This is a genomic window from Streptomyces sp. NBC_00461 (genome assembly GCF_036013935.1).
Lineage (GTDB): Bacteria > Actinomycetota > Actinomycetes > Streptomycetales > Streptomycetaceae > Streptomyces.
Genome location: NZ_CP107902.1, coordinates 6,754,182 through 6,779,410 on the forward strand (window position 1 = coordinate 6,754,182; position 25,229 = coordinate 6,779,410).

The window sequence follows — 25,229 nt, forward strand, 5'->3', positions numbered from 1 at the left end:
GGCTCAGGCGTGCCTAGGGGTGCCGCCCGGTGGCGGGCATCCGCAGGTCAGACGGGCGTCCGCGAACCCCTGTAAGCCGGATAAGGGTTGTCACGGACGCCGCGGGTGACGAAGCCTCTTGTGTATCTGAGCTGCCGCATCGCCGCGGTGGCGCTTCCCCGGCCGTCCGAGCCGGGGCCCGCAGCGCACGGGCCGACACCGACGTCGGCGAATGGTGCGCCGTTGCCGATTCCGCATCCTGACCTGACCTTTCCGGGGGAACCGTGCCTGCGCATGACGAATTCACCGAGCCGATTGCTGTGGTGGGGGTGGGGTGTCGTTTTCCTGGTTCTGGTGGGGGTGTTGAGGGTTTTTGGGATCTGTTGACGCGGGGTGGGTCCGGGGTGGGGTTGGTGCCGGGGGACCGGTGGGATGTGGAGGCGTTCTTCGACGCTGATCCGGAGGTGCCGGGGCGGACGTATGCGCGGCATGGCGGGTTTGTGGATGGGGTGCGGGAGTTTGATGCGGGGTTGTTCGGGATTCCGCCGCGGGAGGCGGTGCGGGTGGATCCGCAGCATCGTCTGGTGCTGGAGGTGGTGTGGGAGGCGCTGGAGCATGCGGGGGTGGCGCCGGATTCTTTGCGGGGCAGTCGTACGGGTGTGTTTGTGGGGATGGGTGGGAGTGATTATGAGCGGTTGACGGCTTCGGGTGGGGATGTGTCGGGGCTGGATGGTTATACGGCGACGGGGGGTGCGCTGAATTTCGCGGCGAACCGGGTGTCGTATGTGCTGGGGCTTGAGGGTCCGAGTCTGGTGGTGGATACGGCGTGTTCGTCGTCGTTGGTGGCGTTGCATCTGGCGTGTCAGGCGTTGCGGGCTCGGGAGTGTGAGCGGGCGCTGGTGGGTGGGGTGAATCTGCTGTTGTCGCCGGGGACGACGGTGGCGTTGTCGAAGGCGCGGATGTTGTCGCCGGAGGGGTTGTGCAAGACCTTCGATGCTTCGGCGGATGGTTATGTGCGGGGTGAGGGCTGCGGTGTGGTGGTGCTGCGGCCGCTCGCGGACGCGCTCGCGGAGGGGCAGGACGTCCTTGCGGTGATCAGGGGCTCCGCCGTCAACCAGGACGGTCGCAGCAACGGCCTGACGGCACCTCGCGGTTCCGCTCAACAGGAGGTGATCCGGCGGGCGTTGGCGGTCGGTGGGGTCGCTCCGGGTGATGTGGGTTATGTGGAGGCGCATGGGACGGGGACGCCGTTGGGTGATCCGATCGAGGTGCGGGCGTTGGCCGGGGTGCTGGGTGAGGGGCGTGCGGTGGACCGGCCGGTGGTGTTGGGGTCGGTGAAGACGAATATCGGGCATCTGGAGGCGGCGGCCGGTATCGCGGGTCTGATCAAGACGATTCTGGCGGTCGGTCGTGGGGTGATTCCGCCGCATCTGAACATGTCGACGCCTAATCCGTTGCTGGCGTGGGACGAGTTGCCGGTGCGGGTGGCGACGGAGTTGACGCCGTGGAACGAGGAGCGTCGGGTGGCGGGGGTGTCGTCGTTCGGGTTCGGCGGGACCAACGCGCATGTGATCGTGGAGTCCCCGCCCGCGCCGGCCGAGACGATCGCCGACGTCGCGGATCAGGGTCCGGTGGTGGTGAAGGTGTCCGGGCGCAACGAAGATGCCCTGCGCGCCTCCGCACAGCAACTCGCCGCAGCCATCCGCGAGTTGGGCGAGGGCGTACAGCCACGTGCCGTCGCATGGGCGGCCGGCGTGGGCCGGGCGGACCTGCCGCAGCGAGCCGCCGTCGTCGCCGCCTCGGCCACCGAACTCGCCGAACGGCTCGACCAGGTCGCCGACGGAACGGTGCGCGGACGGCCCGCCGCCGGCGCGCCCCGGGTCGGCTTCGTGGTGCCGGGCCAGGGAGCCCGGCTGGCCGGAGTGCTCGCCGGACTCCACGGCCGGTTGGAAGCGGTGACCGAGGCCGTCGACGAGGTCGCCTCTGTGGTGGGCGGGTTGTCCGCGCCGCCGCTGTCGGTCCTCCTGGACCCCGGCGCCGAGGCGGCGGCCGCGCTGGCGGAGACCGACGTCGCCCAGCTGGCCCTGTACACGACCGGGGTCGCCCTGGGGTCGTGGTGGAAGTCCGTCGGAGTGGCGCCGGACGTCGTGACGGGGCACAGCGTCGGCGCCTACGCGGCCGCAGCGCTCGCCGGGGTCTTCAGCGTCGCCGACGGCGCCCGCCTGGTCGCCGCGCGCGCCCGGCTGATGGCGGAACTTCCCCGCACCGGCACCATGGCCGCGCTGTTCTGCGGCCCCGGGGAACTCACCGGGATCCCGGCCATCGAGTCGGGAACGGTGGAGATCGCCGCGTACAACAGCCCACGGGAAACCGTGGTCTCCGGGCCGCGGGAAGGGGTGGCGGACGTCGTGGCCCGGATCCGCGAACGCGGGATACGCGCCGTGCCCCTGCGGGTGTCGCACGCCTTCCACTCCGCCCAGATGGACCCCGCACTGGCGCCCTTCGCGGAGGCCTTCGACGGGGTACGGCTGCACGAACCCGCCCTGGACTTCGTATCGGATCTGACCGGTGAACTCGCCGGGCCGGAACCGGCCACCGTCGACTACTGGCTGCGGCATGCGCGGCAGGCGGTGCGGTTCGCGGACGCCGGGCGTGCCCTGCTGGCGGACGACATGCGGATCGTCGTGGAGCTGGGCACCGGCGGGCTGCTGCCGCACATCGTCTCCGCCGCGGGTGCCGCCGTCGTGACCTGCCTGCCCTCCGTGGCCTCGGACGGGGACTCGCACCGACGGCTGCTGGAGTCGCTGGCCCGGGTCTGGGCGGACGGCGTACCGGTGGACTGGGCCCGCGCGGGCGGCCCCCGCCCGGCCCGCCTGCCCCAGCTGCCCACCTACCCGTTCCAGCGTCAGACGTACTGGGAGCCGAGCAGCCCGCCCGTGCCCGGCGGCACCGCCGCCGCACCGGCCGCCGCGCCGCCCAGGACCACTCCACAGCCGACGCCGGCCGCCCGGCCCGCGCCCCTGGCCGCCTCCTCGGACAACCGTGACGAACGCGTCGCCGCGCTCGTCGCCCACCTCAGGCGCGAACTGGCCGCCGTGATGGAACTCGACGACGCCGGCGCACTCGACGCGGACACCGGACTGTTCGACCTCGGGCTCACCTCCACGATGGTGGTGGAACTGCGTGTCGGGATCGAGCGCGCACTGGGGCGCCAGATCCCCACGACGTCCGTGTTCGACCACCCCACCATCCGCCGCCTCGCGGCATACCTCGCGGACCTGGACGTGGCGGCCCCCGCCGCACCCGACCGGTCCGCCGAACGGGCCGGTGGAGCGGGGACCACCACGGAACCCCTCGCCATCATCGGCATGGGCTGCCGCTTCCCCGGCGGGGCCAACGACCTCGACGCCTACTGGCGGCTGCTGGCCCGAGGCGGCGACGCCACCTCCTCCGTGCCCGAGGACCGGTGGGACCGGGACGCCTTCTACGACCCGGACCCGGCCGCGCCCGGCAAGGCGTACACCTACCGCGGCGGCTTCCTCGACGTACCCGTGGACCAGTTCGACGCCGAGGCCTTCGGCATCGCGCCCAGGGAAGCCCGCAGCATGGATCCGCAGCAGCGGCTGCTGCTCGAAGTGGCCTCCGAGGCGCTCGCCGACGCCGGCCGCACCACCGCGCGGCTCGCCGGGTCCCGGACCGCGGTCTACGTCGGCATCAACACCAGCGACTACATGCAGCTGCTGTCCGCCGACGGCACCCACGGCATCGACCCGTACCAGGCGACCGGCAACACCTTCAGTGTGGCCGCCGGACGGCTCTCGTACCTCCTCGGCGCCCAGGGCCCCAGCATGGCCGTGGACACCGCGTGCTCCTCCTCACTGGTCGCCGCCCACCTCGCGGCCCGCAGCCTGCGCTCCGGCGAGGCGGACCTGGCGATCGTGGCCGGCGTCAACCTGATGCTGGCCCCCGGCACCACCGTCAGCCTCGCCAAACTCGGCGCGCTGTCCCCCGACGGCCGCTGCAAGACCTTCGACGCCTCGGCCGACGGGTACGGCCGCGGCGAGGGCTGCGGCGTCGTCGTCCTCAAGCGGCTGTCCGAGGCGGTCGCCGACGGGGACCGGGTGTGGGCCGTGCTGCACGGCTCCGCGGTCAACCAGGACGGCCGCAGCGCGGGCCTCACCGTCCCCAACGGACAGGCCCAGCAGGCCGTCATCCGGGAGGCGCTGCGCAGCGGCGGGACCGACCCGGCCGAGGTCGGCTACGTGGAGGCCCACGGCACCGGCACCCCGCTCGGCGACCCGATGGAGATCGGCGCCCTGGTGGAGGTGCTGCGCCCGCACCCGGAGACGGCGGCCCCGCTGACGGTCGGCTCGGTGAAGACCAACATCGGGCACCTGGAAGCCGCCGCGGGCATCTCCGGCCTCATCAAGGTGGCGCTGTCCCTGCACCACGGCAAGATCCCGCCGCATCTGCACTTCGACACCCCCAACCCGCACCTCCCGTGGGACCGGCTGCCGGTGGAGATCCCCGCGAAGCTCACCGAGTGGAAGCAGCCCGACGGCACCCGCACGGCCGGCCTCAGCTCCTTCGGCTTCAGCGGCACCAACGCCCATCTGATCCTGGGTGAGGCACCGCCGGACGGCCGCCGGGACTCCTCCGGCGCGGACACCCCGCAAGCCGCGGCCGCCGAAGAGCCCTCCGCCGAACTCCTGCTGCTGTCCGCCCGCACCCCGGACGCCCTGACCGCCACCGACGAGGCGTACGGCCGCTTCCTCGCAGCAGCAGCAGCTGACGACGACGAGGCGCCCGACGGAGCCCTTGCCGACCGGCCCGGCTGGGCGGGCATCACCCGCACCGCCGCCCTCGACCGCGACCACCTGACGCGGCGCACCGCCGTGGTCGCCCGCTCGGCGAGCGAGGCGGCGAGGACACTGACCGCCGCCGCGAACCCGGCACGGGCCACCGGCATCCGGCACGGCGCGGTCGTCCCCGCGGAACAGCGCCGGCTGCTGTTCGTCTACAGCGGGCAGGGCTGCCAGTGGCCCGGCATGGGACGCGGCCTGCTCGCCGACCCCACCGCCGCCCGGGTGCTGCACCACTGCGACAGCGTCGTCCGACGGCTCGCCGACTGGTCGCTCGTCGACGAACTCGTGGCCGACCGCGCCGGCTCCCGGCTGGCCGACACGGTGATCGCGCAGCCCGCGGTGCTCGCCGTGCAGGCCGCGCTGACCGAGGTGTGGCGCAGCTGGGGGATCACCCCGGACGCGGTGCTCGGACACAGCGTGGGCGAGGTCGGCGCGGCGTACGCCGCCGGGGCGATCGACCTGGACACCGCACTGGAGATCGTGGTCCGCCGCGGCGAGGCCATGGGGGCCACCCGGGGGCAGGGCGCGATGGCCGCCGTAGGAATGGGCGCCGACCAGGTCGCCGACCTGATCGCGCCCTACGGCGACCAGGTGACCGTCGCCGCCGTCAACTCCCCGGTCAGTACGGTGCTCGCCGGCGACCCGGCGGCACTGGCCGAGGTGGAGAAGCGCGTCCGTGAACGCCGCGCCCAGTGGGCGACGGTCCAGAAGGAGTACGCCTTCCACAGCCCCTACATGCTGCCGGTCCAGGGCGACCTGGAACGGGCGCTGGCCCACCTGCCCGCTCCCGCGCCCGCCGGCCTGCCCGTCCTGTCCACCGTCACCGGCGGACCCGCCGAACCGGGCGCGTTCGACACCGGCTACTGGTGCGCCAACATGGTCAGCCCGGTGCGCTTCGCCGACGCCGTACGGGCCGCCGTGGGCGACGAGGCCCACACGGTGGTGGTGGAGATCGGACCGCACGGCGTGCTCCGGTCCGCCGTCACCCAGACCCTGGCGGACCGCGCCGAGCACCTGACCGTGCTGGGCTCGATGCGGACCGGCGCCGACAGCCGCACCACGCTGCTCGACGCGGCCGGCGGACTGCACGTCCTCGGCTACGACCTCGCCCACGAGGCGATCCAGCCGCCGAACGCTCCGCGGGTCTCCCTGCCGGCCTACCCCTGGCAGCGACAGCGGCACTGGCTGCCCGCCAGGCCGGTGTCCACCGTGCCCGGAACCGCCCCGCGTACCGACGACGTCGACACCCAACTGGCCGAGAACAGCTACGAGTTGGAGTGGCGTACCGCCGAGGCTCCGCAGGGTCCTGAAGAGGCGGGCGAGGGCACCTGGCTGCTCGTCGCCGACCGGCAGGGCGTCGCCGCCCGGGTCGCCGCACTGCTGGAGGCCACCGGCGCCGACTGCCGGGTGCTCACTCCCGAGGAGGCCGAGGGGCCCCTGCCCGTGGACCTGCCGGTCCGCGGCCTGCTGCACCTCGGCACGCTGGACGCCGCCCCCGAGGCGCGCACCCCGGGCGCGGAACTGGACGCCGCACTCGCCGTCTCCTGCGGCCCCCTGCTGTGGGCGGCCCGCAGCCTCGCCGTCACCGACGGACACCCCGCCCCCCGGCTGTGGCTGGTCACCCGCGGCGGCGCCGCCGTCGACGACACCGGCGTGACCCCGTCGCACGCCCCCGTGTGGGGCCTGGGCCGGGTGGTGGCGCTGGAACACCCCGAGGTGTGGGGCGGCTCGCTCGACCTGGACCCGGCGGCGGCCGACCTCGACGCCGACGCCGCAGCCGTCGTCACCGAGGTGCTGCGCGCCGACGGCGAGGACCAGGTCGCCTACCGGGCCGGCGCACGCAAGGTCGCCCGGCTGCGCGAGGCCGACGCACTCGACCCGACGGCCACCGTGCGCATCGACGCCGACGCCGCCTATCTCGTCACCGGCGGCCGTGGCGCACTCGGCCTGCGGATCGCCCGCTGGCTCGCCGACCACGGAGCCCGCCACCTGGTCCTGACCGGCCGCCGGCCACTGTCCGACGACCCCGACGACCCGGCCGTACGTGCCGTCGCCGAACTGCGGGACGCGGGCGTCGCCGTGCACACCCCCGCCGTCGACGTGGCCGACGCCGAGGGCATGGCCGCCGTCTTCGACGCGTGCGGCACCGAGTGGCCCGCGCTGCGCGGAGTGGTCCACGCGGCCGGTCTCTTCGACCCCGCGGCCATCCAGGACATGAGCTGGGAACAGCTGCGCACCGTGCTGCGGCCCAAGGTCGAGGGCACCCTGGTCCTGGACGCGCTCGCGGACCGGGCGGAACTGGACTTCTTCGTGATGTTCTCCTCCGCCTCCTCGGTGTGGGGCTCGGCGCTCGCCGGGCACTACGCGGCGGCCAACTACTTCCAGGACGTGATGGCCCACGACCGCGCCGGACGCGGGCTGCCCGCACTCGCCGTCAACTGGGGCTGGTGGGCCGGCAGCGACATGGTCTCGCCCGAACACGTCGGCTACTTCGAGTCGATGGGCCTGTACGTGCTGCCCGACCGGGTCGGTTTCACCGCGCTCGACCGGCTGCTGGGCGCCGGACGCCACCAGATGACCGTCGCGCCGGTGAACTGGGACATCTTCCGTCCGGTCCTGGAGGCCAAGCGCCGCCGTCCGCTGCTGGAACTCCTGGGCACCGCCACCACGGCGACGGACACCGTGGACCAGGACCTCCTGGACCGACTGCGCGAGGCACCCGGCGCGGTGCGCCGGCGGCTCCTGGAGGACCGGCTGCGCGAGGAGACCGCCGTCGTGCTCGGCGGCACCCTCCTGGAACGCGACGCGGGCTTCTTCGAGGTGGGCATGGACTCGATCACCAGCGTCGAGCTGAAGACCCGGGTGGACGCGGTACTCGGCGTACGCCTGCCCGCCACCGCCACCTTCGAGCACCCGACCATCGCCGCACTGGCCGAGTACCTGCTCACCGAGGTGCTGCCGCCCGAAACCCCTCGCACAACCGAGCCCGCCCCGCCCGAGGACGAGCCCGCAGAGGAGTTCGACGACCTGTCCGAGGACGAACTGCTGCGCCTCCTCGGCGAGGAACTGGAGCGCTAGCGCCACATGAGCGGGTCCACGTCCACGAACACCATCATCATGCCCGGCACTGGGGGAATTTCATGACAACGGCCACCAACGGCAGCACCACTCACGACCGTTCCGACCTGCTGCGCCGCGCCCTGGTCGAGCTGAAGACCGCGCGCGCCGAGGCCGCCGAAGCCAAGAAGGCCCTCACCGAGCCGATTGCTGTGGTGGGGGTGGGGTGTCGTTTTCCTGGTTCTGGTGGGGGTGTTGAGGGTTTTTGGGATCTGTTGACGCGGGGTGGGTCCGGGGTGGGGTTGGTGCCGGGGGACCGGTGGGATGTGGAGGCGTTCTTCGACGCTGATCCGGAGGTGCCGGGGCGGACGTATGCGCGGCATGGCGGGTTTGTGGATGGGGTGCGGGAGTTTGATGCGGGGTTGTTCGGGATTCCGCCGCGGGAGGCGGTGCGGGTGGATCCGCAGCATCGTCTGGTGCTGGAGGTGGTGTGGGAGGCGCTGGAGCATGCGGGGGTGGCGCCGGATTCTTTGCGGGGCAGTCGTACGGGTGTGTTTGTGGGGATGGGTGGGAGTGATTATGAGCGGTTGACGGCTTCGGGTGGGGATGTGTCGGGGCTGGATGGTTATACGGCGACGGGGGGTGCGCTGAATTTCGCGGCGAACCGGGTGTCGTATGTGCTGGGGCTTGAGGGTCCGAGTCTGGTGGTGGATACGGCGTGTTCGTCGTCGTTGGTGGCGTTGCATCTGGCGTGTCAGGCGTTGCGGGCTCGGGAGTGTGAGCGGGCGCTGGTGGGTGGGGTGAATCTGCTGTTGTCGCCGGGGACGACGGTGGCGTTGTCGAAGGCGCGGATGTTGTCGCCGGAGGGGTTGTGCAAGACCTTCGATGCTTCGGCGGATGGTTATGTGCGGGGTGAGGGCTGCGGTGTGGTGGTGCTGCGGCCGCTTGCGGACGCGCTCGCGGAGGGGCAGGACGTCCTTGCGGTGATCAGGGGCTCCGCCGTCAACCAGGACGGGAAGAGTTCAGGACTCACCGTGCCGCGTGGACCGGCCCAACAGGAGGTGATCCGGCGGGCGTTGGCGGTCGGTGGGGTCGCTCCGGGTGATGTGGGTTATGTGGAGGCGCACGGGACGGGGACGCCGTTGGGTGATCCGATCGAGGTGCGGGCGCTGGCCGGGGTGCTGGGTGAGGGGCGTGCGGTGGACCGGCCGGTGGTGTTGGGGTCGGTGAAGACGAATATCGGGCATCTGGAGGCGGCGGCCGGTATCGCGGGTCTGATCAAGACGATTCTGGCGGTCGGTCGTGGGGTGATTCCGCCGCATCTGAACATGTCGACGCCTAATCCGTTGCTGGCGTGGGACGAGTTGCCGGTGCGGGTGGCGACGGAGTTGACGCCGTGGAACGAGGAGCGTCGGGTGGCGGGGGTGTCGTCGTTCGGGTTCGGCGGGACCAACGCGCATGTGATCGTGGAGTCCCCGCCCGCGCCGGCCGAGACGATCGTCGACGTCGCGGATCAGGGTCCGGTGGTGGTGAAGGTGTCCGGGCGCAACGAAGACGCCCTGCGCGCCTCCGCACAGCAACTCGCCGCGTTCGTACGGGACTCCGCGACCCCGGTCGCACTGCACGGGGTGGCCTGGGAGGCCGGCGTGGGCCGGGCGGACCTGCCGCACCGGGCCGCCGTCGTGGCCGGCTCGCTGACCGAACTCGCCGACGGGCTCGGGCATATCGCCGAGGGCGGGTCGCTGCCCGCCGGCGTGGTGTCGGGCCGGCGCGACGAGACCGGCGCGCCCAGGATCGCCTTCCTGGCGCCCGATGGGGAGGCCACCGGGCTGCCGTCCGGCCTGTACGGGCGGATCGACGTGGTGACGGAGACCGTCGACGAGATATGCGAGGCCGTCGACCTGACACCGTCGGCACTGATCGCCTCCGACGCGGAGCCTCAGGGCGGCGGTGCGCTCGCGGCATACGCGGCGGCCGTGGCCCTGGGAGCCTGGTGGAAGTCCGTCGGCGTGGCCCCGGACGTTGTCGCCGGGCATGGCGCGGGCGCCTACGCGGCCGCCGCGCTCGCCGGAGTCCTCACCGTCGCCGACGGCGCGCGCCTCGTCGCCGCGGCCGACGATCGGGAGACGCTGGCGAAAGTCCTCGCCGACATCGAACTGCGCCTGCCGGAGGTCGACTTCGTGTCGGACGCCACCGGCAAACCGGCCGGCGCCGAGGCGGTCACCGTCGACTATTGGCTGCGCCAGGCCGCCGAACCCGTCCCCTTCGAGGACGTGCTGTGGTCCACGCTGGGCATCCGGACCCGGGTCCTGGTCGAGCTGGGCTCGCCGGACCGGCGGCCGATGCTCGCTGAACTGGTCTCGGAGGGCGGACTGACCCGCGTCGCCTCCACGCCCCCCGCGGACACCACCGCCGACGCGCACGAGTGCCTGCTGCAGGCGCTGGCCCGCGTGTGGAGCGAGGGTGCCGACGCGAACTGGGCCCAGGTCAACGGCCCGCGGCCCGCCCGGGTACCCAAGCTGCCCACATACCCCTTCCAGCGCCGTACGTACTGGATGCAGCCCGCAGCCCACGACACCGCCGCCCAGGTCACCGCGCAGCCCGCCGCCGGTGACGCGGGTGCGGCGCTGCGCCCCCGCGTCCTCAAGGCGGCCACCGGGGACACGATCGGCGAGACCCGGCTGTCGCTGTCGGTCCTGCCGTTCCTCGCGGAACACCGGGTGCACGACCGGCTCGTCGTACCCGGCGTGGTCTACCTCGAACTGCTGCTGCGCTGCGCGGCGGAGACCTTCGACGGCCCGGTGCGCATCGAGGGTCTGGAACTGTCCCGGCCGCTGGTGCTGGGCGACGACGACGCGGCGACCGTCCAGGTCGTCATCTCTCCGGCCGAGTCAGGCCGGGCCCGGGCCCGGGTGTTCAGCGCGGACCCCAAGGGCGGCTGGCAGCAGCATCTGACCGTCGTGGTCGTCGAGGAGGAGCCCGCCTCCCCCGAGGACCCCGGCACCGGCACCCAGGCCTCGGCGGTCGACCTCCACGCCGTACGGGCACGCTGCGCCGAGAGCCTCGACGCGGACACCTTCTACCGGCAGGCCTGGCACCCCTCCTTCCGGCTCGGCCCCAGCTTCCGCCTGGTCCAGAGCGCCTCGCGGGGCCCCGGAGCGGCGGTGGGCACCCTGGTCCGGCCCGGCCCGGACGCCGAGGGGATCACCGCGGGGATCCGGCCGGAACTGCTCCTGCTCGACGCGTGCGTGCAACTGGTCGCGGTGGCCGCGCACTCCGGCACCGAGGGCTGGGACCAACGGCCCGTACGGCTGGGCACCGGCTACCAGAAGATGGTCGTGCACCGGCCGGTGGAGGGCGCCGCACTGGAGTGCGCCGCCACGGTCCGGGACACCGCGGACGGTTCGGTCATCGGTGACATCGCGCTCACCACGACGGACGGCACCCCCGTCGCCGACCTGCTGGGCGTTTCGTTCCGCCCGGTCGGCCCGCAGGTACTGAGCCGGCTGATCGCCGAACGGGCCACCGGCGAGGGCGGATCCGGGGCGCCGGACGCGGCACCGGCGCCGGCCCGCGAGGTGCTCCTCGCGGCGGACCCGGTCCGGCGGCAGCGTCTCCTGCTCGATCACTTCGTACGGGTGCTGGCCGGCATTCTGGCGGCCGAGCCCGAGGAGGTGCACCCGGACACCCCGGTGACCGACCTGGCCGACTCGCTGATGATGGCCGAGCTGCAGACCATGGTGGACCGGGACCTGGGCATCACGATCCCGATGGAGATGATCTTCGACGGCAGCGGGCTGCGCAGCCTGGCCGCCTGGGCCGCCGAGGAGTTGGTCGAAACCGCGGAAACGGCGGAAACGGCTGACACGGCTGACACGGCGCATGCCGCGGAAGCCTCACCCTCAGCCGTCGCCAGGGCGGCGGAGCCGGCACCCGTTGCCGCGCCGAAGCCCCGCCCGCGCCGCCGCAAGACCATGACCGTCGAGGAGATGGCCGGACGGGCGCGGCTGGAGGAGTCGATCGCCCCCGCCCTCCCGCCGGAGCCCGTGGGCACCGCCCCCGAGGCCACCCTGCTCACCGGCGCCACCGGATTCGTCGGCGCCTTCCTGCTCGCCGAACTGCTCGACCGTCGCTCCGGCGACGTCCTGTGCCTGGTCCGCGCCGACGACGAGGCACATGCGCTCCGCCGGATCGTGGCCAATCTGGAGGCCTACGGCGTCGACCCGGAACCGTACCGGGAGCGCATCGTGCCGCTCGTCGGCGACCTCGGCGAGCCGTTGCTCGGGCTGGACGACGGCGCGTTCGCCGCACTGCACGCCCGGGTGGGCTCGATCATCCACTGCGGCGGCATGGTGAAGTGGACGTACCCCTACAGCGGTCTTGAGGACGCGAACGTCGCCGGTACCCGGGAGGTGCTGCGGCTGGCCACGGCCGGCGCGGCCCGGCCCGTGCACTTCATCTCCACCGTCGGTGTCTTCTCCTCCATCGACTACACCGCCGACCTGGTGCACGAGAGCGACGACCTGCACAGCAGCGGAGCACTGGCGGTCGGCTACGCGCAGACCAAGTGGGTGGCCGAGCAGATGGTCCGCACCGCCCACGAACGCGGCGTACCGGTCACCATCCACCGCATCAACACCGGCGGGCACAGCCGTACGGGCTCCTTCAACCGTCTCGACCATCTGAACATGATGCTCAAGGGCTGCATCGAGGCCGGCATCGCGCCGCAGGACGTGCGGATGCCCGTACAGCCCGCGCCGATCGACTACGTGGCCGCCGCCGTGGTGGAAGTGGCAGGCCGTCCCGAACTGAGCGGCCGCACCTTCCACCTGGTCAACCACGGGTCGCTGAGCTGGTCCCAACTCTTCGACCACGTAGAGGAGTTCGGCTACCCGATGCGGCGGCTGCCGTTCGACGAGTGGAAGGAGCGGGTGACCAACCGCAGCTCGGGAACCATGGCGCTGCTCGGCCTCGCGCCCTTCCTCAACGACACCGTCGACGACGTACGGCTGCCGCTGTCCGACTCGGCCGAGACCCGCTCGGCTCTCGACCCGGCCGGACTGGTCTGCCCGTCCCTGGACGCCGACCTCGTCCACACCTATCTGCGGCGCTTCGTCGCCACCGGCTTCGTCGACGCGCCGGCGCGGCCGGACGCACCGCAGCACGCCTGAGCCGGACGCACCAGAGCACACTCTGACAGGAGTTCACCGATGACGACCCTGGCCATCGATCTCACCAGCACCGAATACCGGCTCAACCCCTGGCCGCTGTACGCCAGGCTGCGCGACGAGTCCCCCGTCCACCATGTGCGGGGCGGCGCCGCGGACGGCTCGGACTTCTATGTGCTGAGCCGCTACGACGACGTCGCGCTCGCCCTGAAGGACAAGAAGCTGTTCTCGTCCCAGATCCGGCGGGACGACTACATGAACCTGCCGATGCTGGTCAACCGCGACGCCCCGGAGCACACCCGGCTGCGCCACATGGCCAACCGCGCGTTCAACGCCCGTCTGGTCCGCACGCTCGGCGACTGGGTGCAGACCCTCGTGGACGACCTGATGACCGAGGTGCTCTCGCACGACCGGGTGGAGTTCGTCGAGGCGTTCACCACCATGCTGCCCCTGCGCGTGGTCGGCGGCATGCTCGGCATCCCGCTCGACCGCAAGAAGGACCTGCGCCGCTGGTCGCAGGCGGTGATGGACAGCTTCGCGGTGGCCGCGGGCATGGATCCCGACGAGGCACCCGGGTTCTTCGAGGACCTGATGGAGTTCGGGAACTACATGGGCGACCTGGCCGCCGAGCGCAAGGGCAAGCCCAACCAGGAGGACATCCTGGGCGAGCTGGTCGTCCAGCACGAGGCGGGCGACCTGACCCGGGACGAACTGGTCACCATGGCCTGGTCGTTCGTCGCCGCAGGGCACGAGACCACCATGAACCTGCTGGGCGGCGGCTTCCACATGCTGCTGAGCGACCCGGAACTGGCCAAGCGGATGCTGGCCGCTCCCGAGCGCTCCGGCGACTTCGCCGAGGAGTATCTGCGGCTGAACAGCCCCACCCAGTGGCTGCTGCGCCGCGCCAAGGAGGACGTCGAACTGCACGGGTCCGTCATCCCCGAGGGCGCGCTGGTGCACGTGCTGCTCGGCGCGGCCAACCGGGACCCGCGTCACTTCCCCGACCCCGACACCTTCGACCTGGACCGCCCCAACAGGGGCGACCACATGGCCTTCGGCGCGGGCCCGCACTTCTGCCCGGGCGCCGCCCTGTCCCGGCTGCTGGCCGACCGCGCCTTCCACGCCTACTACGACCACCTCGACCGGTTCTCCCTGGACCCCGAGGCGCCGGCCCAGTACCGCACCCGGCAGGGGTCGTACGGCATCGCGCGGATGGACGTTCTGGTGACACCGACCACGGGGGACAAGTGATGACGACAGCGACCACCCTTCCCACGACCTCCGCGACGCCCTCCGATCCGGCGGCGGAGACGACCCTGGACCGGTTCCTGCACCACGCCGAACGGCAGCCCACCGCACCGGCGTTCACCTTCCTCGACGACGACGGCGAGGTGCAGCGGACGCTGTCCTACGGCGAGCTGGACGCGACGGCGCGCAGCATCGCCGCCGGACTGCGGTCCAGGCTGGCGCGCGGGGAGCGGGCACTGCTGCTGCTGCCCGAGGGCCTGGACTTCGTCCCCGCGTTCTTCGGCTGTCTCCAGGCCGGCGTCATCGCCGTACCGGCGTACCCGCCGCTGCCGCTGCAGAACCGGCAGCGGATGGAGACCCTGAAGTCCATCGTCGACGACTGCCGGCCCGCCGCGGTGATCGTGGCCGTGCCGCCCGAGATGCTGGACACCGTGCGCTCGGTGATGCCGGACCTCGCGGACCTGTGGTGGACCACCGTGGCGGAGCTGTCCGCCGCCGACGCCGCCGACGCCCCGGACGACCACCGCCCCGGGCCGGACGACATCGCCTTCCTGCAGTACACCTCCGGCTCCACGGCGATGCCCAAGGGCGTGACGGTCACCCACCGGGCGCTCGCCCACAACGAGGAGATGATCCGGGAGTCCTTCGAGCACGACCAGGGACTCACCGGCGTGGGCTGGCTGCCGCTCTTCCACGACATGGGCCTGATCGGCCACGTGGTGCAGCCGTTGTGGATGGGCGGTCACTCGATCCTGATGTCACCGCTGACGTTCATCAGGCGGCCCGTCCGCTGGCTGCGGGCGATCTCCCAGTACCGGGCCACCACCAGCGGCGCACCCAACTTCGCGTACGACATGTGTGTCGCCCGCATTCGTGAGGAGGACTGCGAGGGCCTGGACCTGAGCAGCTGGAAGGTCGCCTACACGGGCGCAGAACCGGTGCGGGACCGCACCCTGCGCGCCTTCGCCGAACGCTTCGCCGCCCACGGCTTCGACTCCACCGCCGCCTACCCGTGCTACGGGCTCGCGGAGGCGACCCTGCTGGTCACCGGTGCCCGGGTGGCGGCCGAGCCCGTCCGGCTCACCGTGGACGACGAGGCACTGGGCGCCGGGCGGGTGCTGCCGGCCGACGTCGGGACGACGCTGGTCAGCAGCGGGATCACCCGCATGGACCGGGAAGTGGTCATCGTCGACCCGGACACCGCCGAACCGGTCGGGCCCGGCCGGGTGGGCGAGATCTGGATCGGCGGGCCTGACCTGCCCACCGGCTACTGGGGCAGGCCCCAGGTCAGCGACGAGGTCTTCGCCGCCAAGCCCGTCGGAGGCGGCGGCCCCTACCTGCGCTCCGGCGACCTGGGCTTCCTGCACGACGGCGAGCTGTACGTCACCGGGCGCTGCAAGGACCTGATCATCGTCGGCGGCCGCAACCACTACCCCCAGGACCTCGAATTCACCGCGGAGCAGGCCCACTCCGCGCTGCGCACCGGCTGCTCCGCGGCGTTCGCGGTCGAGGACGGCGGAGCCGAACGCGCGGTGCTCGTGGCCGGCGCCGGGCAGGGCGCGGCCGGGACCGACGAGGCCGCTGCCGCCAAGCGCGCCGAGATCGCGCGCGTGGTGCGCACCGCGGTCGCCGCCGCGCACGGCATCACCCTCGACGACGTGGTGGTGGTCGGTCCCAACGCGGTGCCCAGGACATCCAGCGGCAAGGTGCAACGTGGTGCCTGCCGGGCCGCCTACCTGCGAGGAGAGTACGCCCAGTGAGCACGAAGACCCTGACCCGGCGGCAGGTGCGGAGCTGGCTGGTCGGCCGGGTGGCCGAGCATCTCAAGGTCGCCCCCGAGACCGTCTCCCCGCAGGCCGTCTTCAGCGAGCTGGGACTGTCCTCCGTCCAGGCGGTCGAACTCACCGCGGAACTGGAGGACTTCAGCGGCCTGAAGATACCTCCCACGATGGTCTACGAGTACCCCACGATCGACGACGTCGCGGCGTACGTCGCCGGCCAGTGACGCGAGGAGACCCCGCCATGGCACTCAGTCCTGTCCCCGGGGCGCGGATCGCGGCTCTGGGGCACTATCTCCCGGCCACCGTGCTGTCCACCGAGGCCGCCGCCGAGCGGCTCACGGTGGACGCGGAGTGGATCGTGGCGCGCACCGGGATCCGGGAACGCCGGCTGGCGGACCCGGACGAGACGGTCGCCGACATGGCCACGAGCGCGGCACGTCACGCGCTCACCAAGCTGTCCGCGGACCCCCGTTGCACCGACCCGGCGCAGGAGATCGACACGGTGATCGTGGCGACGTCCAGCGCGGAGTCCACCATGCCCACCACCGCGGCCCGGGTCGCGGCCCGGCTCGGGCTGGCGCAGCCGGCGGCGTTCGACCTCAACAACGCCTGCGCCGGGTTCTGCCATGCGCTGGCGGTCGCCGACGCGCTGATCCGGGCGGGCAGCAGTCGCGGCGCGTTGGTGATCGGCGCCGACAAGGCCAGCGCCTGGCTGGACTGGACGGACCGGGACACCGCGATCCTCTTCGCGGACGGCGCCGGCGCGGCCGTGGTGCTGCCGCACGAGCGCCGGGCCATCGGGCCGGTGCGGTGGGGCAGTGCGGGAGAGCGCGCGGACCTCATCGCCATCGACCCGGTCGACCGGGTGCTGCGCCAGGAAGGCCGGGCGGTCTACCGCTGGGCCACCGGGCTGGGCTCCACGGCCCGGGAGGTCTGCGACAACGCCGGCGTCAAGCCCGGCGACCTGGCCGCCTTCGTCCCCCACCAGGCCAATCTGCGCATCGTCGACGCACTCGCCCGGCACCTGAACCTGGACGGCGTCCCCGTCGCCACCGATGTCGTGGACACCGGCAACACCATGGCCGCGACGATCCCGATCGCGCTGTCCCGCATGACCAGCCGCCCCGAGGCCGAGGTACGGGGCAACGTGCTGCTGTTCGGCTTCGGCGCGGGGCTGGCGTACGCCGGACAGGTCGTCGACCTGGATCTGGCGTCGGCGTCTCCGGCAGCGGCGCCCTGTGAGCCGGTCGCGGTGAGCGTGGGCCGCGGTGACTGAACTCCCGGCATCCCGGCCGGCCCGCTCCGACGGCCGGCCCGCACCCTCGACGGAGGAAGAGCCTCCGGGGGATCAGGCCCAGCACGAACAGGCCCAGCACGAACAGGCCCAGCACGAACAGGTTCAGTACGAACACGCCGTCCTCCGGGCCCTCCTCACCTTCACCGGGGGTCTGGCCGGCCCCAGCAGCGCGAACCCAGGCTGAACAGCGAGCGGAACACTGAGGGCGCCCCCTGTCGCAGGGGGCGCCCTCAGCGCAGTACAGGAGCCTTCAAGGCCCTTGCCGGGTACGTCAGTTGCTGCCGCCGGCGATGTGGTGGACGCGGAGCATGTTGGTGGTGCCGGGGACGCCGGGGGGCGAGCCGGCGGTGATGATGACGATCTCGCCCGGGCTGAAGCGGTTGATCTTGGCGATCTCCTGGTCGACCATGTCGACCATCTCGTCCGTGGTGTTCACGAACGGCACGACGTGCGACTCCACGCCCCAGCTGAGGGTCAGCTGGTTGCGGGTGTTCTCGTCGGTGGTGAAGGCGATGATCGGCTGCTGGGCGCGGTAGCGCGACAGACGGCGGGCGGTGTCGCCGGACTGGGTGAAGGCCACCAGGCCGCGGCCGCCGAGGAAGTCGGCGATCTCGCACGCGGCACGCGCGACCGAACCACCCTGCGTGCGCGGCTTCTTGCCCGGCACCAGCGGCTGCAGGCCCTTGCTCATCAGCTCCTGCTCGGCCGCGACGACGATCTTCGACATCGTCTTCACGGTCTCGACCGGGTAAGCGCCGACGGAGGACTCCGCCGACAGCATGACCGCGTCCGCGCCGTCCAGGATCGCGTTGGCGACGTCGGACGCCTCGGCGCGCGTGGGCCGGGAGTTGGTGATCATCGACTCCATCATCTGGGTCGCCACGATCACCGGCTTGGCGTTGCGGCGGCACAGCTCGATGAGCCGCTTCTGCACCATCGGGACCTTCTCGAGCGGGTACTCGACGGCCAGGTCACCACGCGCGACCATGACGGCGTCGAAGGCCATCACGACGGCCTCCATGTTGTCCACCGCCTGCGGCTTCTCCACCTTGGCGATGACCGGGACGCGGCGCCCCTCCTCGTCCATCACCCGGTGGACGTCGTCCACGTCCTTGGCGTCGCGGACGAAGGACAGTGCGACCATGTCGCAGCCCATGCGCAGCGCGAAGCGGAGGTCCTCGACGTCCTTCTCGGACAGCGCCGGCACGTTGACGGCCGTGCCGGGCAGGTTGATGCCTTTGTGGTCGGAGACGACACCGCCCTCGATGACGATCGTCTTCACCCGCGGGCCCTCGACGTCCAGGACCTTCAGCTCGACGTTGCCGTCGTTGATCAGGATCTGGTCGCCGCGGTCCACGTCACCGGGCAGGCCCTTGTACGTCGTGCCGCAGATGGACTTGTCGCCCGGGACGTCCTCGATCGTGATGACGAACTCGTCACCCCGCTCCAGCTCCACCGGACCCTCGGCGAAGGTCTCCAGCCGGATCTTCGGTCCCTGCAGGTCGGCGAGGACACCGATGGCCCGGCCGGTCTCCTTGGAGGCGGCCCGGACGCGGTCGTACCGCCCCTGGTGCTCGGCGTGGGTGCCGTGGCTGAAGTTGAACCTGGCCACGTTCATTCCGGCCTCGATCATCGAGACCAGCATTTCGTGGGAGTCGACCGCGGGGCCGAGAGTACAGACGATTTTCGAACGGCGCATGGGGCGATCCTATCGGTTTGTTTCGCCGCGGAATATTCCGTCTGGCGGAAGATACAAATGGGCGGGTCGGTGCTCAGCTGCGTTACCGCTCAGTCGCCGAGCGGCGGCGCCGCATATCAATGCCGTCCGACCAGTGCGTAGGTCTGTGTGGCGATTTCCAGTTCTTCGTCGGTGGGCACCACGGCGACCTTCACCCGTGCGTCCTCGGGCGAGATCAGCCGCGGTTCGTCACTGCGTACGGCGTTCAGCGTGCCGTCCACCGCCAGGCCCAGGGTCTCCAGGCCCGCGACGGCCGCCTCCCGCACCGGCGCCGCGTTCTCGCCGACCCCGGCGGTGAACGCGATCGCGTCCACGGTGCCGAGTACGGCGTAATAGGCGCCGATGTACTTCTTCAGACGGTGAATGTAGATGTCGAAGGCGAGCTTCGCCTCTTCGTCGCCCTCGTCGACCCGGCGCCGTATCTCCCGCATGTCGTTGTCGCCGCACAGGCCGACCAGCCCGCTCTTCTTGTTGAGAAGAGTGTCGATTTCGTCTGTGGACATTCCGCCAACTCGCGCCAAATGGAAGATGACGGCCGGATCCAGGTCTCCGGAGCGTGTACCCATCACGAGCCCCTCCAAGGGCGTCAGCCCCATGGAGGTGTCCACGCAGCGGCCCTTCGCGACCGCCGAGGCCGACGCCCCGTTGCCCAGGTGCAGCACGATCACGTTCACCTCGGACGGGTCCCTGCCGAGCAGCTTCGCCGTCGCCCGGGACACATACGCGTGCGAGGTCCCGTGGAAGCCGTAGCGCCGGATGCGGTGCTCGTCGGCGGTCCGCACGTCGATCGCGTAGCGGGCGGCGGACTCCGGCATCGTGGTGTGGAAGGCGGTGTCGAAGACGGCGACCTGGGGCAGGTCGGGCCGCAGGGCACGGGCCGTACGGATGCCGGTGAGGTTGGCCGGGTTGTGCAGGGGCGCCACCGGGATCAGCCGCTCGATCTCGGCGAGCACGGTCTCGTCGATCACGGTCGGCTCGGTGAAGGACTTCCCGCCGTGCACGACGCGGTGCCCGATCGCGGCGAGCTCTGGTGAGTCGAGCCCGAGACCGTCCCTGGCCAGCTCCTCCGACACGATCTTCAGGGCGGTCTCGTGGTCGGCGATCCGGCCGCCGAACTCGCGGCTCTCGCCGCCGCTCGCGAGGGGCGTGTGCCTGATGCGCGAGGTCTCCTCGCCGATCCGCTCGACGAGGCCCGCGGCCAGCCGGCGGCTGCCCTGCATGTCGAGCAGCTGGTACTTCACCGACGAGGAGCCGGAGTTGAGGACGAGGACGCGGGAGGGGCTCACTGTGCGGTCGCCTTCTCGTTCGAGTTCTGGGCCTGTATCGCCGTGATGGCGACGGTGTTGACGATGTCCGAGACCAGGGCGCCCCGGGACAGGTCGTTGACGGGCTTGCGCAGACCCTGCAGCACCGGACCGACCGCGATCGCCCCGGCCGAACGCTGCACGGCCTTGTAGGTGTTGTTGCCGGTGTTCAGGTCGGGGAAGATCAACACGCTTGCCTGGCCTGCGACTTCGGAGCCCGGCAGCTTGGTCTCGGCGACGGACGGCTCCACGGCGGCGTCGTACTGGATCGGCCCCTCGATCTTCAGGTCGGGGCGCCTCTCCCGCACCAGCTCGGTGGCCTCGCGCACCTTGTCGACGTCGGCGCCCGAGCCGGACGTGCCCGTCGAGTACGACAGCATCGCGATCCGCGGCTCCACGCCGAACTGCTCGGCGGTGGCGGCCGACTGGATGGCGATGTCGGCCAGCTGCTGTGCGTTCGGGTCGGGGTTCACGGCGCAGTCGCCGTAGACGAGGACCTTGTCGGCCAGGCACATGAAGAAGACGGACGAGACGATGCCGGCGTCCGGCCTCGTCCGGATGATCTCGAAGGCGGGCCGGATCGTCGCGGCCGTGGAGTGCACGGACCCCGACACCATGCCGTCGGCCAGCCCCTCCTGGACCATCAGCGTGCCGAAGTAGTTCACGTCCGAGACCACGTCGTACGCCAGCTCGACGGTGACGCCCTTGTGGGCCCGCAGAACGGCGTACTTCTCGGCGAAGGAGTCGCGCAGCTCGCTGGTCGCGGGGTCGATCAACTGGCAGCCGCCCAGGTCGATGCCGAGGTCGGCGGCCTTCTTGCGGATCTGGTCGACCGGCCCCAGGAGGGTGAGATCGCAGACGCCGCGGCGCAGCAGGACCTCGGCGGCGTGCAGGACGCGGGGCTCGGTGCCCTCGGGGAGGACGACACGGCGCCGGTCGGAGCGGGCCTGTTCGAGCAGCTTGTGCTCGAACATCATCGGGGTGAGGCGGTCGCTGCTCGGGGCCGAGACGCGCCGGGTGAGGTCGCCGGTGTCGGCGTACCGCTCGAAGAGCCCTAGCGCGGTCTCCGCCTTCCTCGGGGTGGCCGCGTTCAACTTCCCTTCCAGGGAGAAGAGTTCGGCCGCGGTGGGGAAACTGGTGGTGGCCACCGAGAGCACCGGGGTGCCCGGGGCGAGGCGGGCGGCCAGGGTGAGGATCCCGTCGCTCGGCACCTCGTTCAGGGTCAGCAGTACGCCGGCTATCGGCGGGGTGCCGGCGCTGTGCGCGGCCAGCGCGCCGACGACCAGGTCGGCGCGGTCGCCGGGGGTGACGACCAGGCATCCCGGGGTGAGAGCGGCGAGGAAATTCGGCAGCATCGCACCGCCGAACACGAAGTCGAGCGCGTCCCGGGCGAGACCCGAGTCGTCGCCCAGCAGCACCCTGGCGCCGAGGGCCTGGGAGATCTGGGCCACCGTGGGCGCGGAGAGCGCGGGCTCGTCGGGCACGACGTAACAGGGCACGGGCATACGGGAGTCGAGCCTGCGCGCGATCTCGTCCCGGTCCTCCCGGCCCACCCGGTTGGTCACCATCGCCAGCACGTCGCAGCCCAGCCCCTCGTACGCCCGGTAGGCGTTGCGGGTCTCGGCGAGCACCGACTCCGCGAGCTGCCCACGGCCGCCCACCACCGGGATCACGGAGGCGCCGAACTCGTTGGCGAGGCGGGCGTTGAGGGACAGCTCGTCGGGGAGCTGGGTGTCGGCGAAGTCGGTGCCGAGGACCAGTACCACCTCGTAGTCGCGCGCGACCAGGTGGAAGCGGTCGACGAGGGTCGACACCAGCTCGTCCGTGCCCTGCTCCGCCTGGAGGGCGGACGCCTCGTGGTAGTCCATGCCGTAGACCGTGGCCGGGTCCTGGGAGAGCCGGTAGCGGGCGCGCAGCAGCTCGAACAGGCGGTCGGGGCTGTGGTGGACGAGCGGCCGGAACACCCCGACCCGGTCGACCTGCCGGGTCAGGAGCTCCATGACCCCCAGCTCGACGACCTGCCGGCCGTCGCCGCGGTCGATACCCGTCACGTACACGCTGCGCGTCACGCGTGCTCTCCGTTTCGTCTGTCGCTGTTTCGTCTGTCGCTGGGGTGTCGCCGGAACAAAAATCGCCCACCGAGGTGAGCAGAACCCTCTTGACAATACCCTCGCCGGTGGTTAAGGCGCCCGCCAGGATCGAGGGTCGAGCCGATGGCCCGACAGGGTGATTCCGGCCAGAGGGGACGGAGGGGGCGGAGGGGGACATCGTCCTTCTGGCCGTGAAACAATCGGATCGGCTCACCGGCACCCACACCGAGCAGGAGACACAGCACGATGCGCATCGGAGTTCTCACCGCCGGCGGCGACTGCCCTGGTCTGAACGCAGTGATCCGGTCGGTCGTGCATCGAGCGGTCGACCACTACGGCGACGAGGTCATCGGCTTCGAGGACGGCTACGCCGGCCTGCTCACCAGCCGCTACCGCAGCCTCGACCTGAACGCGGTCAGCGGCATCCTGGCCCGCGGCGGCACCATCCTCGGCTCCTCCCGCCTGGAGCGCGACCGGCTGCGCGAGGCCTGCGAGCGGGCCGAGGACATGGTCGAGGCGTTCGGCATCGACGCGCTGATCCCCATCGGCGGCGAGGGCACGCTGACGGCGGCACGCATGCTGTCCGACGCCGGCCTGCCGGTGGTCGGCGTCCCGAAGACGATCGACAACGACATCTCCTCCACGGACCGCACCTTCGGCTTCGACACCGCGGTCGGTGTCGCCACGGAGGCGATGGACCGTCTCAAGACCACCGCCGAGTCCCATCAGCGCGTGATGGTCGTCGAGGTCATGGGCCGGCACGCGGGCTGGATCGCCCTGGAGTCCGGCATGGCCGCCGGCGCCCACGGCATCTGCCTGCCCGAGCGGCCCTTCGACCCGGCCGACCTCGTCAAGATGGTCGAGGAGCGCTTCGCCCGCGGCAAGAAGTTCGCCGTCGTGTGCGTGGCGGAGGGCGCCCACCCCGCCGAGGGCAGCATGGACTACGGCCACGGCGAGATCGACCAGTTCGGTCACGAGCGCTTCCAGGGCATCGGCACGGCGCTGGCCTACGAGCTGGAGCGCCGGCTCGGCAAGGAGGCCAAGCCGGTCATTCTCGGCCATGTCCAGCGCGGTGGCGTCCCGACGGCGTACGACCGCGTCCTCGCCACCCGCTTCGGCTGGCACGCGGTGGAGGCGGCGCACCGGGGCGAGTTCGGCAGGATGACCGCGCTCAAGGGCACCGACATCGTGATGGTGCCCCTCGCGCAGGCGGTGACCGAGCTGAAGACGGTGCCGAAGGACCGGATGGACGAGGCCGAGTCGGTCTTCTAGAGCCTGTCGGGGTACTACCGATGCCTCACTCGGTGTTGTCCTGGACCGCGGCCCAGAAGTGGTCGACGATTCGGTCCAGGAAGTCCCGCCCCAGGTCGCTCGACTCGTTGGCGGCGGTTCCGTCGCCCCAGCTCAGCGAGGCGACCATCTGCCCCTGGTAGTCCTGGTGCAGCTGCTGGAGGGAGTCCTCCAGCAGCCGCCGGTCCAGGGGCACCACTTTGCCGACCGGGCGGACGTAGGCCTGCCAGCGCGTACTCGCGGCACTGCGCAGCAGTTCGGTGAGCTTGCCCTCGCGCCCGGTGACGGAGATGAAGTCGGGGAGCGAGAGCCGGAGCAGCTCGGCGAGCGCGGCCGACTGGCGTTCGTTGCCCCGCCAGCTGTTGTGCTCCTCCATGTGGAGATAGGCGAGGAGTTCGAGGCCGGCGCTGCGGGCGATGTCCTCGGGGGCCAGACGGCGGGCGATGCGGTGTTCGCGCAGGGTGCGCGGCTTTCCGATGAGTTCACCGGGGGAGCACCACAACACGCCAGCGAGGGCGGCGAGTTCGGAGTCGGAGGGGCTGAGCTGCCCCCGCTCCCAGGCGACGACGAGGTCCGGGGTGATGTAGGGGAGCCCGTAGGAGACGCGCAGGCCGTAGGCGACATGTTCGGGTCCCATGTCGAGGGCGGTACGCAGGCGGCGAGCGGACTGGGCGTTGAAGGGCGGTGGTGGCTGGGCGGGCTGATTCGGGCGGGTAGGACGTTGGCGCACGGGCCACAAGCTAGGCGCACCGTGACGTGCTGACTACGGTCTGTTCGGCCAGGATCGCGGATTGTAGGAACGTACGGCTGGGGCGGTCGGGAGCGGCTGGCCGGAGATCGTCTGTCGATCGGGCCGGGATGATCGCGAGGATGGGCGCGGGCCGCCCGGACGGGCGGCGGAGAGGGCGTGATCTTCGTGTACGAGGTGAATGGCAAGGTAGAGGGGCATATTCGCGAGCGTCTGCTGGCGCCGAACTTCTGGCACCTCGCGACGGTCGGCGCCGACGGTGCGCCGCAGGTCTCGCCCATGTGGGCGGACCTCGAAGGTGAGTACGTCATGGTCAACACGGCGATGGGACGGGTGAAGGAGCAGAACCTGCGGCTCAATCCCAACGTTTCGCTGTCCCACCACGACCCCGGCAACCCCTACGACCGAGTGGAGATCCGGGGCCGGGTCGTGCGGTTCGTGGAGGGGGAGGAGGCGGAGCGGTCGATGGACCGGCTGACGAAGAAGTACATCGGCGAGGACCGGTATCCGTGGCTGCTGCCCGGGGAGCGGCGGGTGATGCTCCTGATCGAGCCGGTGCGGGTGCGCAGGGTGGTGGGCGTGGAGCCGTTCCGCCCGGGAGTGCTCAACCCTTGACCGCCCCGCCCAGCGCGAAGCCACCCCCCAGCCGCCGGGCGATCAGCAC

13 protein-coding genes are annotated in these 25,229 nt (G+C 71.7%); 9 read left to right on the forward strand and 4 right to left on the reverse strand.

What is annotated here, in order from left to right:
• Nucleotides 1-299 precede the first annotated feature (299 nt).
• The 7 genes from OG870_RS31715 to OG870_RS31745 all read left to right on the forward strand — a co-directional run bounded on the left by OG870_RS31715 (nucleotide 300) and on the right by OG870_RS31745 (nucleotide 17,579).
• On the forward strand, nucleotides 300-7,922 hold the full coding sequence (locus tag OG870_RS31715) for a type I polyketide synthase (RefSeq protein WP_266844843.1): 7,623 nt from the start codon (nucleotides 300-302) through the stop codon (nucleotides 7,920-7,922).
• Nucleotides 7,923-7,984: 62 nt separating this feature from the next.
• On the forward strand, nucleotides 7,985-13,072 hold the full coding sequence (locus OG870_RS31720; RefSeq protein ID WP_266590016.1) for a thioester reductase domain-containing protein: 5,088 nt from the start codon (nucleotides 7,985-7,987) through the stop codon (nucleotides 13,070-13,072).
• 39 nt (nucleotides 13,073-13,111) lie between these two features.
• Entirely contained in the window at nucleotides 13,112-14,320 is a 1,209-nt protein-coding gene (locus tag OG870_RS31725) for a cytochrome P450 (RefSeq protein WP_266590018.1), read from the forward strand.
• Nucleotides 14,320-16,077: a fatty acyl-AMP ligase gene (locus OG870_RS31730; protein ID WP_266590020.1), complete on the forward strand. Its 1,758-nt coding sequence runs from the start codon at nucleotides 14,320-14,322 to the stop codon at nucleotides 16,075-16,077. Before OG870_RS31725 ends, OG870_RS31730 begins: the two co-directional genes overlap by 1 nt.
• On the forward strand, nucleotides 16,074-16,322 hold the full coding sequence (locus OG870_RS31735; protein ID WP_266521714.1) for an acyl carrier protein: 249 nt from the start codon (nucleotides 16,074-16,076) through the stop codon (nucleotides 16,320-16,322). The genes OG870_RS31730 and OG870_RS31735 overlap by 4 nt, the downstream gene beginning before the upstream one ends.
• A 17-nt stretch (nucleotides 16,323-16,339) precedes the next feature.
• A complete protein-coding gene (locus OG870_RS31740) occupies nucleotides 16,340-17,374 on the forward strand; it encodes a beta-ketoacyl-ACP synthase 3 (protein ID WP_266521716.1) in 1,035 nt (344 codons plus the stop codon).
• Nucleotides 17,367-17,579 carry a hypothetical protein gene (locus OG870_RS31745; RefSeq protein WP_266590022.1) on the forward strand — a complete coding sequence of 71 codons (213 nt, stop codon included), beginning with the start codon at nucleotides 17,367-17,369 and terminating at the stop codon, nucleotides 17,577-17,579. The genes OG870_RS31740 and OG870_RS31745 overlap by 8 nt, the downstream gene beginning before the upstream one ends.
• An 87-nt stretch (nucleotides 17,580-17,666) precedes the next feature.
• On the opposite strand, the gene pyk is transcribed toward OG870_RS31745, so the two are convergent.
• The 3 genes from pyk to pta form a co-directional block, all read right to left on the reverse strand.
• Nucleotides 17,667-19,094 (reverse strand): pyruvate kinase, encoded by a 1,428-nt coding sequence (gene pyk / locus OG870_RS31750; protein WP_266521718.1) that lies wholly within the window; start codon nucleotides 19,092-19,094, stop codon nucleotides 17,667-17,669.
• Nucleotides 19,095-19,210: 116 nt separating this feature from the next.
• On the reverse strand, nucleotides 19,211-20,419 hold the full coding sequence (locus OG870_RS31755) for an acetate kinase (RefSeq protein WP_266590024.1): 1,209 nt from the start codon (nucleotides 20,417-20,419) through the stop codon (nucleotides 19,211-19,213).
• Nucleotides 20,416-22,506, reverse strand: a complete 2,091-nt coding sequence (gene pta, locus OG870_RS31760; RefSeq protein WP_266590026.1) for a phosphate acetyltransferase — start codon at nucleotides 22,504-22,506, stop codon at nucleotides 20,416-20,418. Before pta ends, OG870_RS31755 begins: the two co-directional genes overlap by 4 nt.
• A 267-nt stretch (nucleotides 22,507-22,773) precedes the next feature.
• Between pta and OG870_RS31765 the strand changes: the two genes are divergently transcribed.
• Nucleotides 22,774-23,799: an ATP-dependent 6-phosphofructokinase gene (locus OG870_RS31765; RefSeq protein WP_266521726.1), complete on the forward strand. Its 1,026-nt coding sequence runs from the start codon at nucleotides 22,774-22,776 to the stop codon at nucleotides 23,797-23,799.
• 25 nt (nucleotides 23,800-23,824) lie between these two features.
• Here the strand turns inward: OG870_RS31765 and OG870_RS31770 are convergent, their stop codons facing one another.
• Nucleotides 23,825-24,556 (reverse strand): helix-turn-helix domain-containing protein, encoded by a 732-nt coding sequence (locus OG870_RS31770; RefSeq protein WP_405624848.1) that lies wholly within the window; start codon nucleotides 24,554-24,556, stop codon nucleotides 23,825-23,827.
• A gap of 168 nt (nucleotides 24,557-24,724) precedes the next feature.
• Between OG870_RS31770 and OG870_RS31775 the strand changes: the two genes are divergently transcribed.
• Nucleotides 24,725-25,180 carry a PPOX class F420-dependent oxidoreductase gene (locus OG870_RS31775; protein WP_266521732.1) on the forward strand — a complete coding sequence of 152 codons (456 nt, stop codon included), beginning with the start codon at nucleotides 24,725-24,727 and terminating at the stop codon, nucleotides 25,178-25,180.
• The last annotated feature ends 49 nt before the right edge of the window (nucleotides 25,181-25,229 follow it).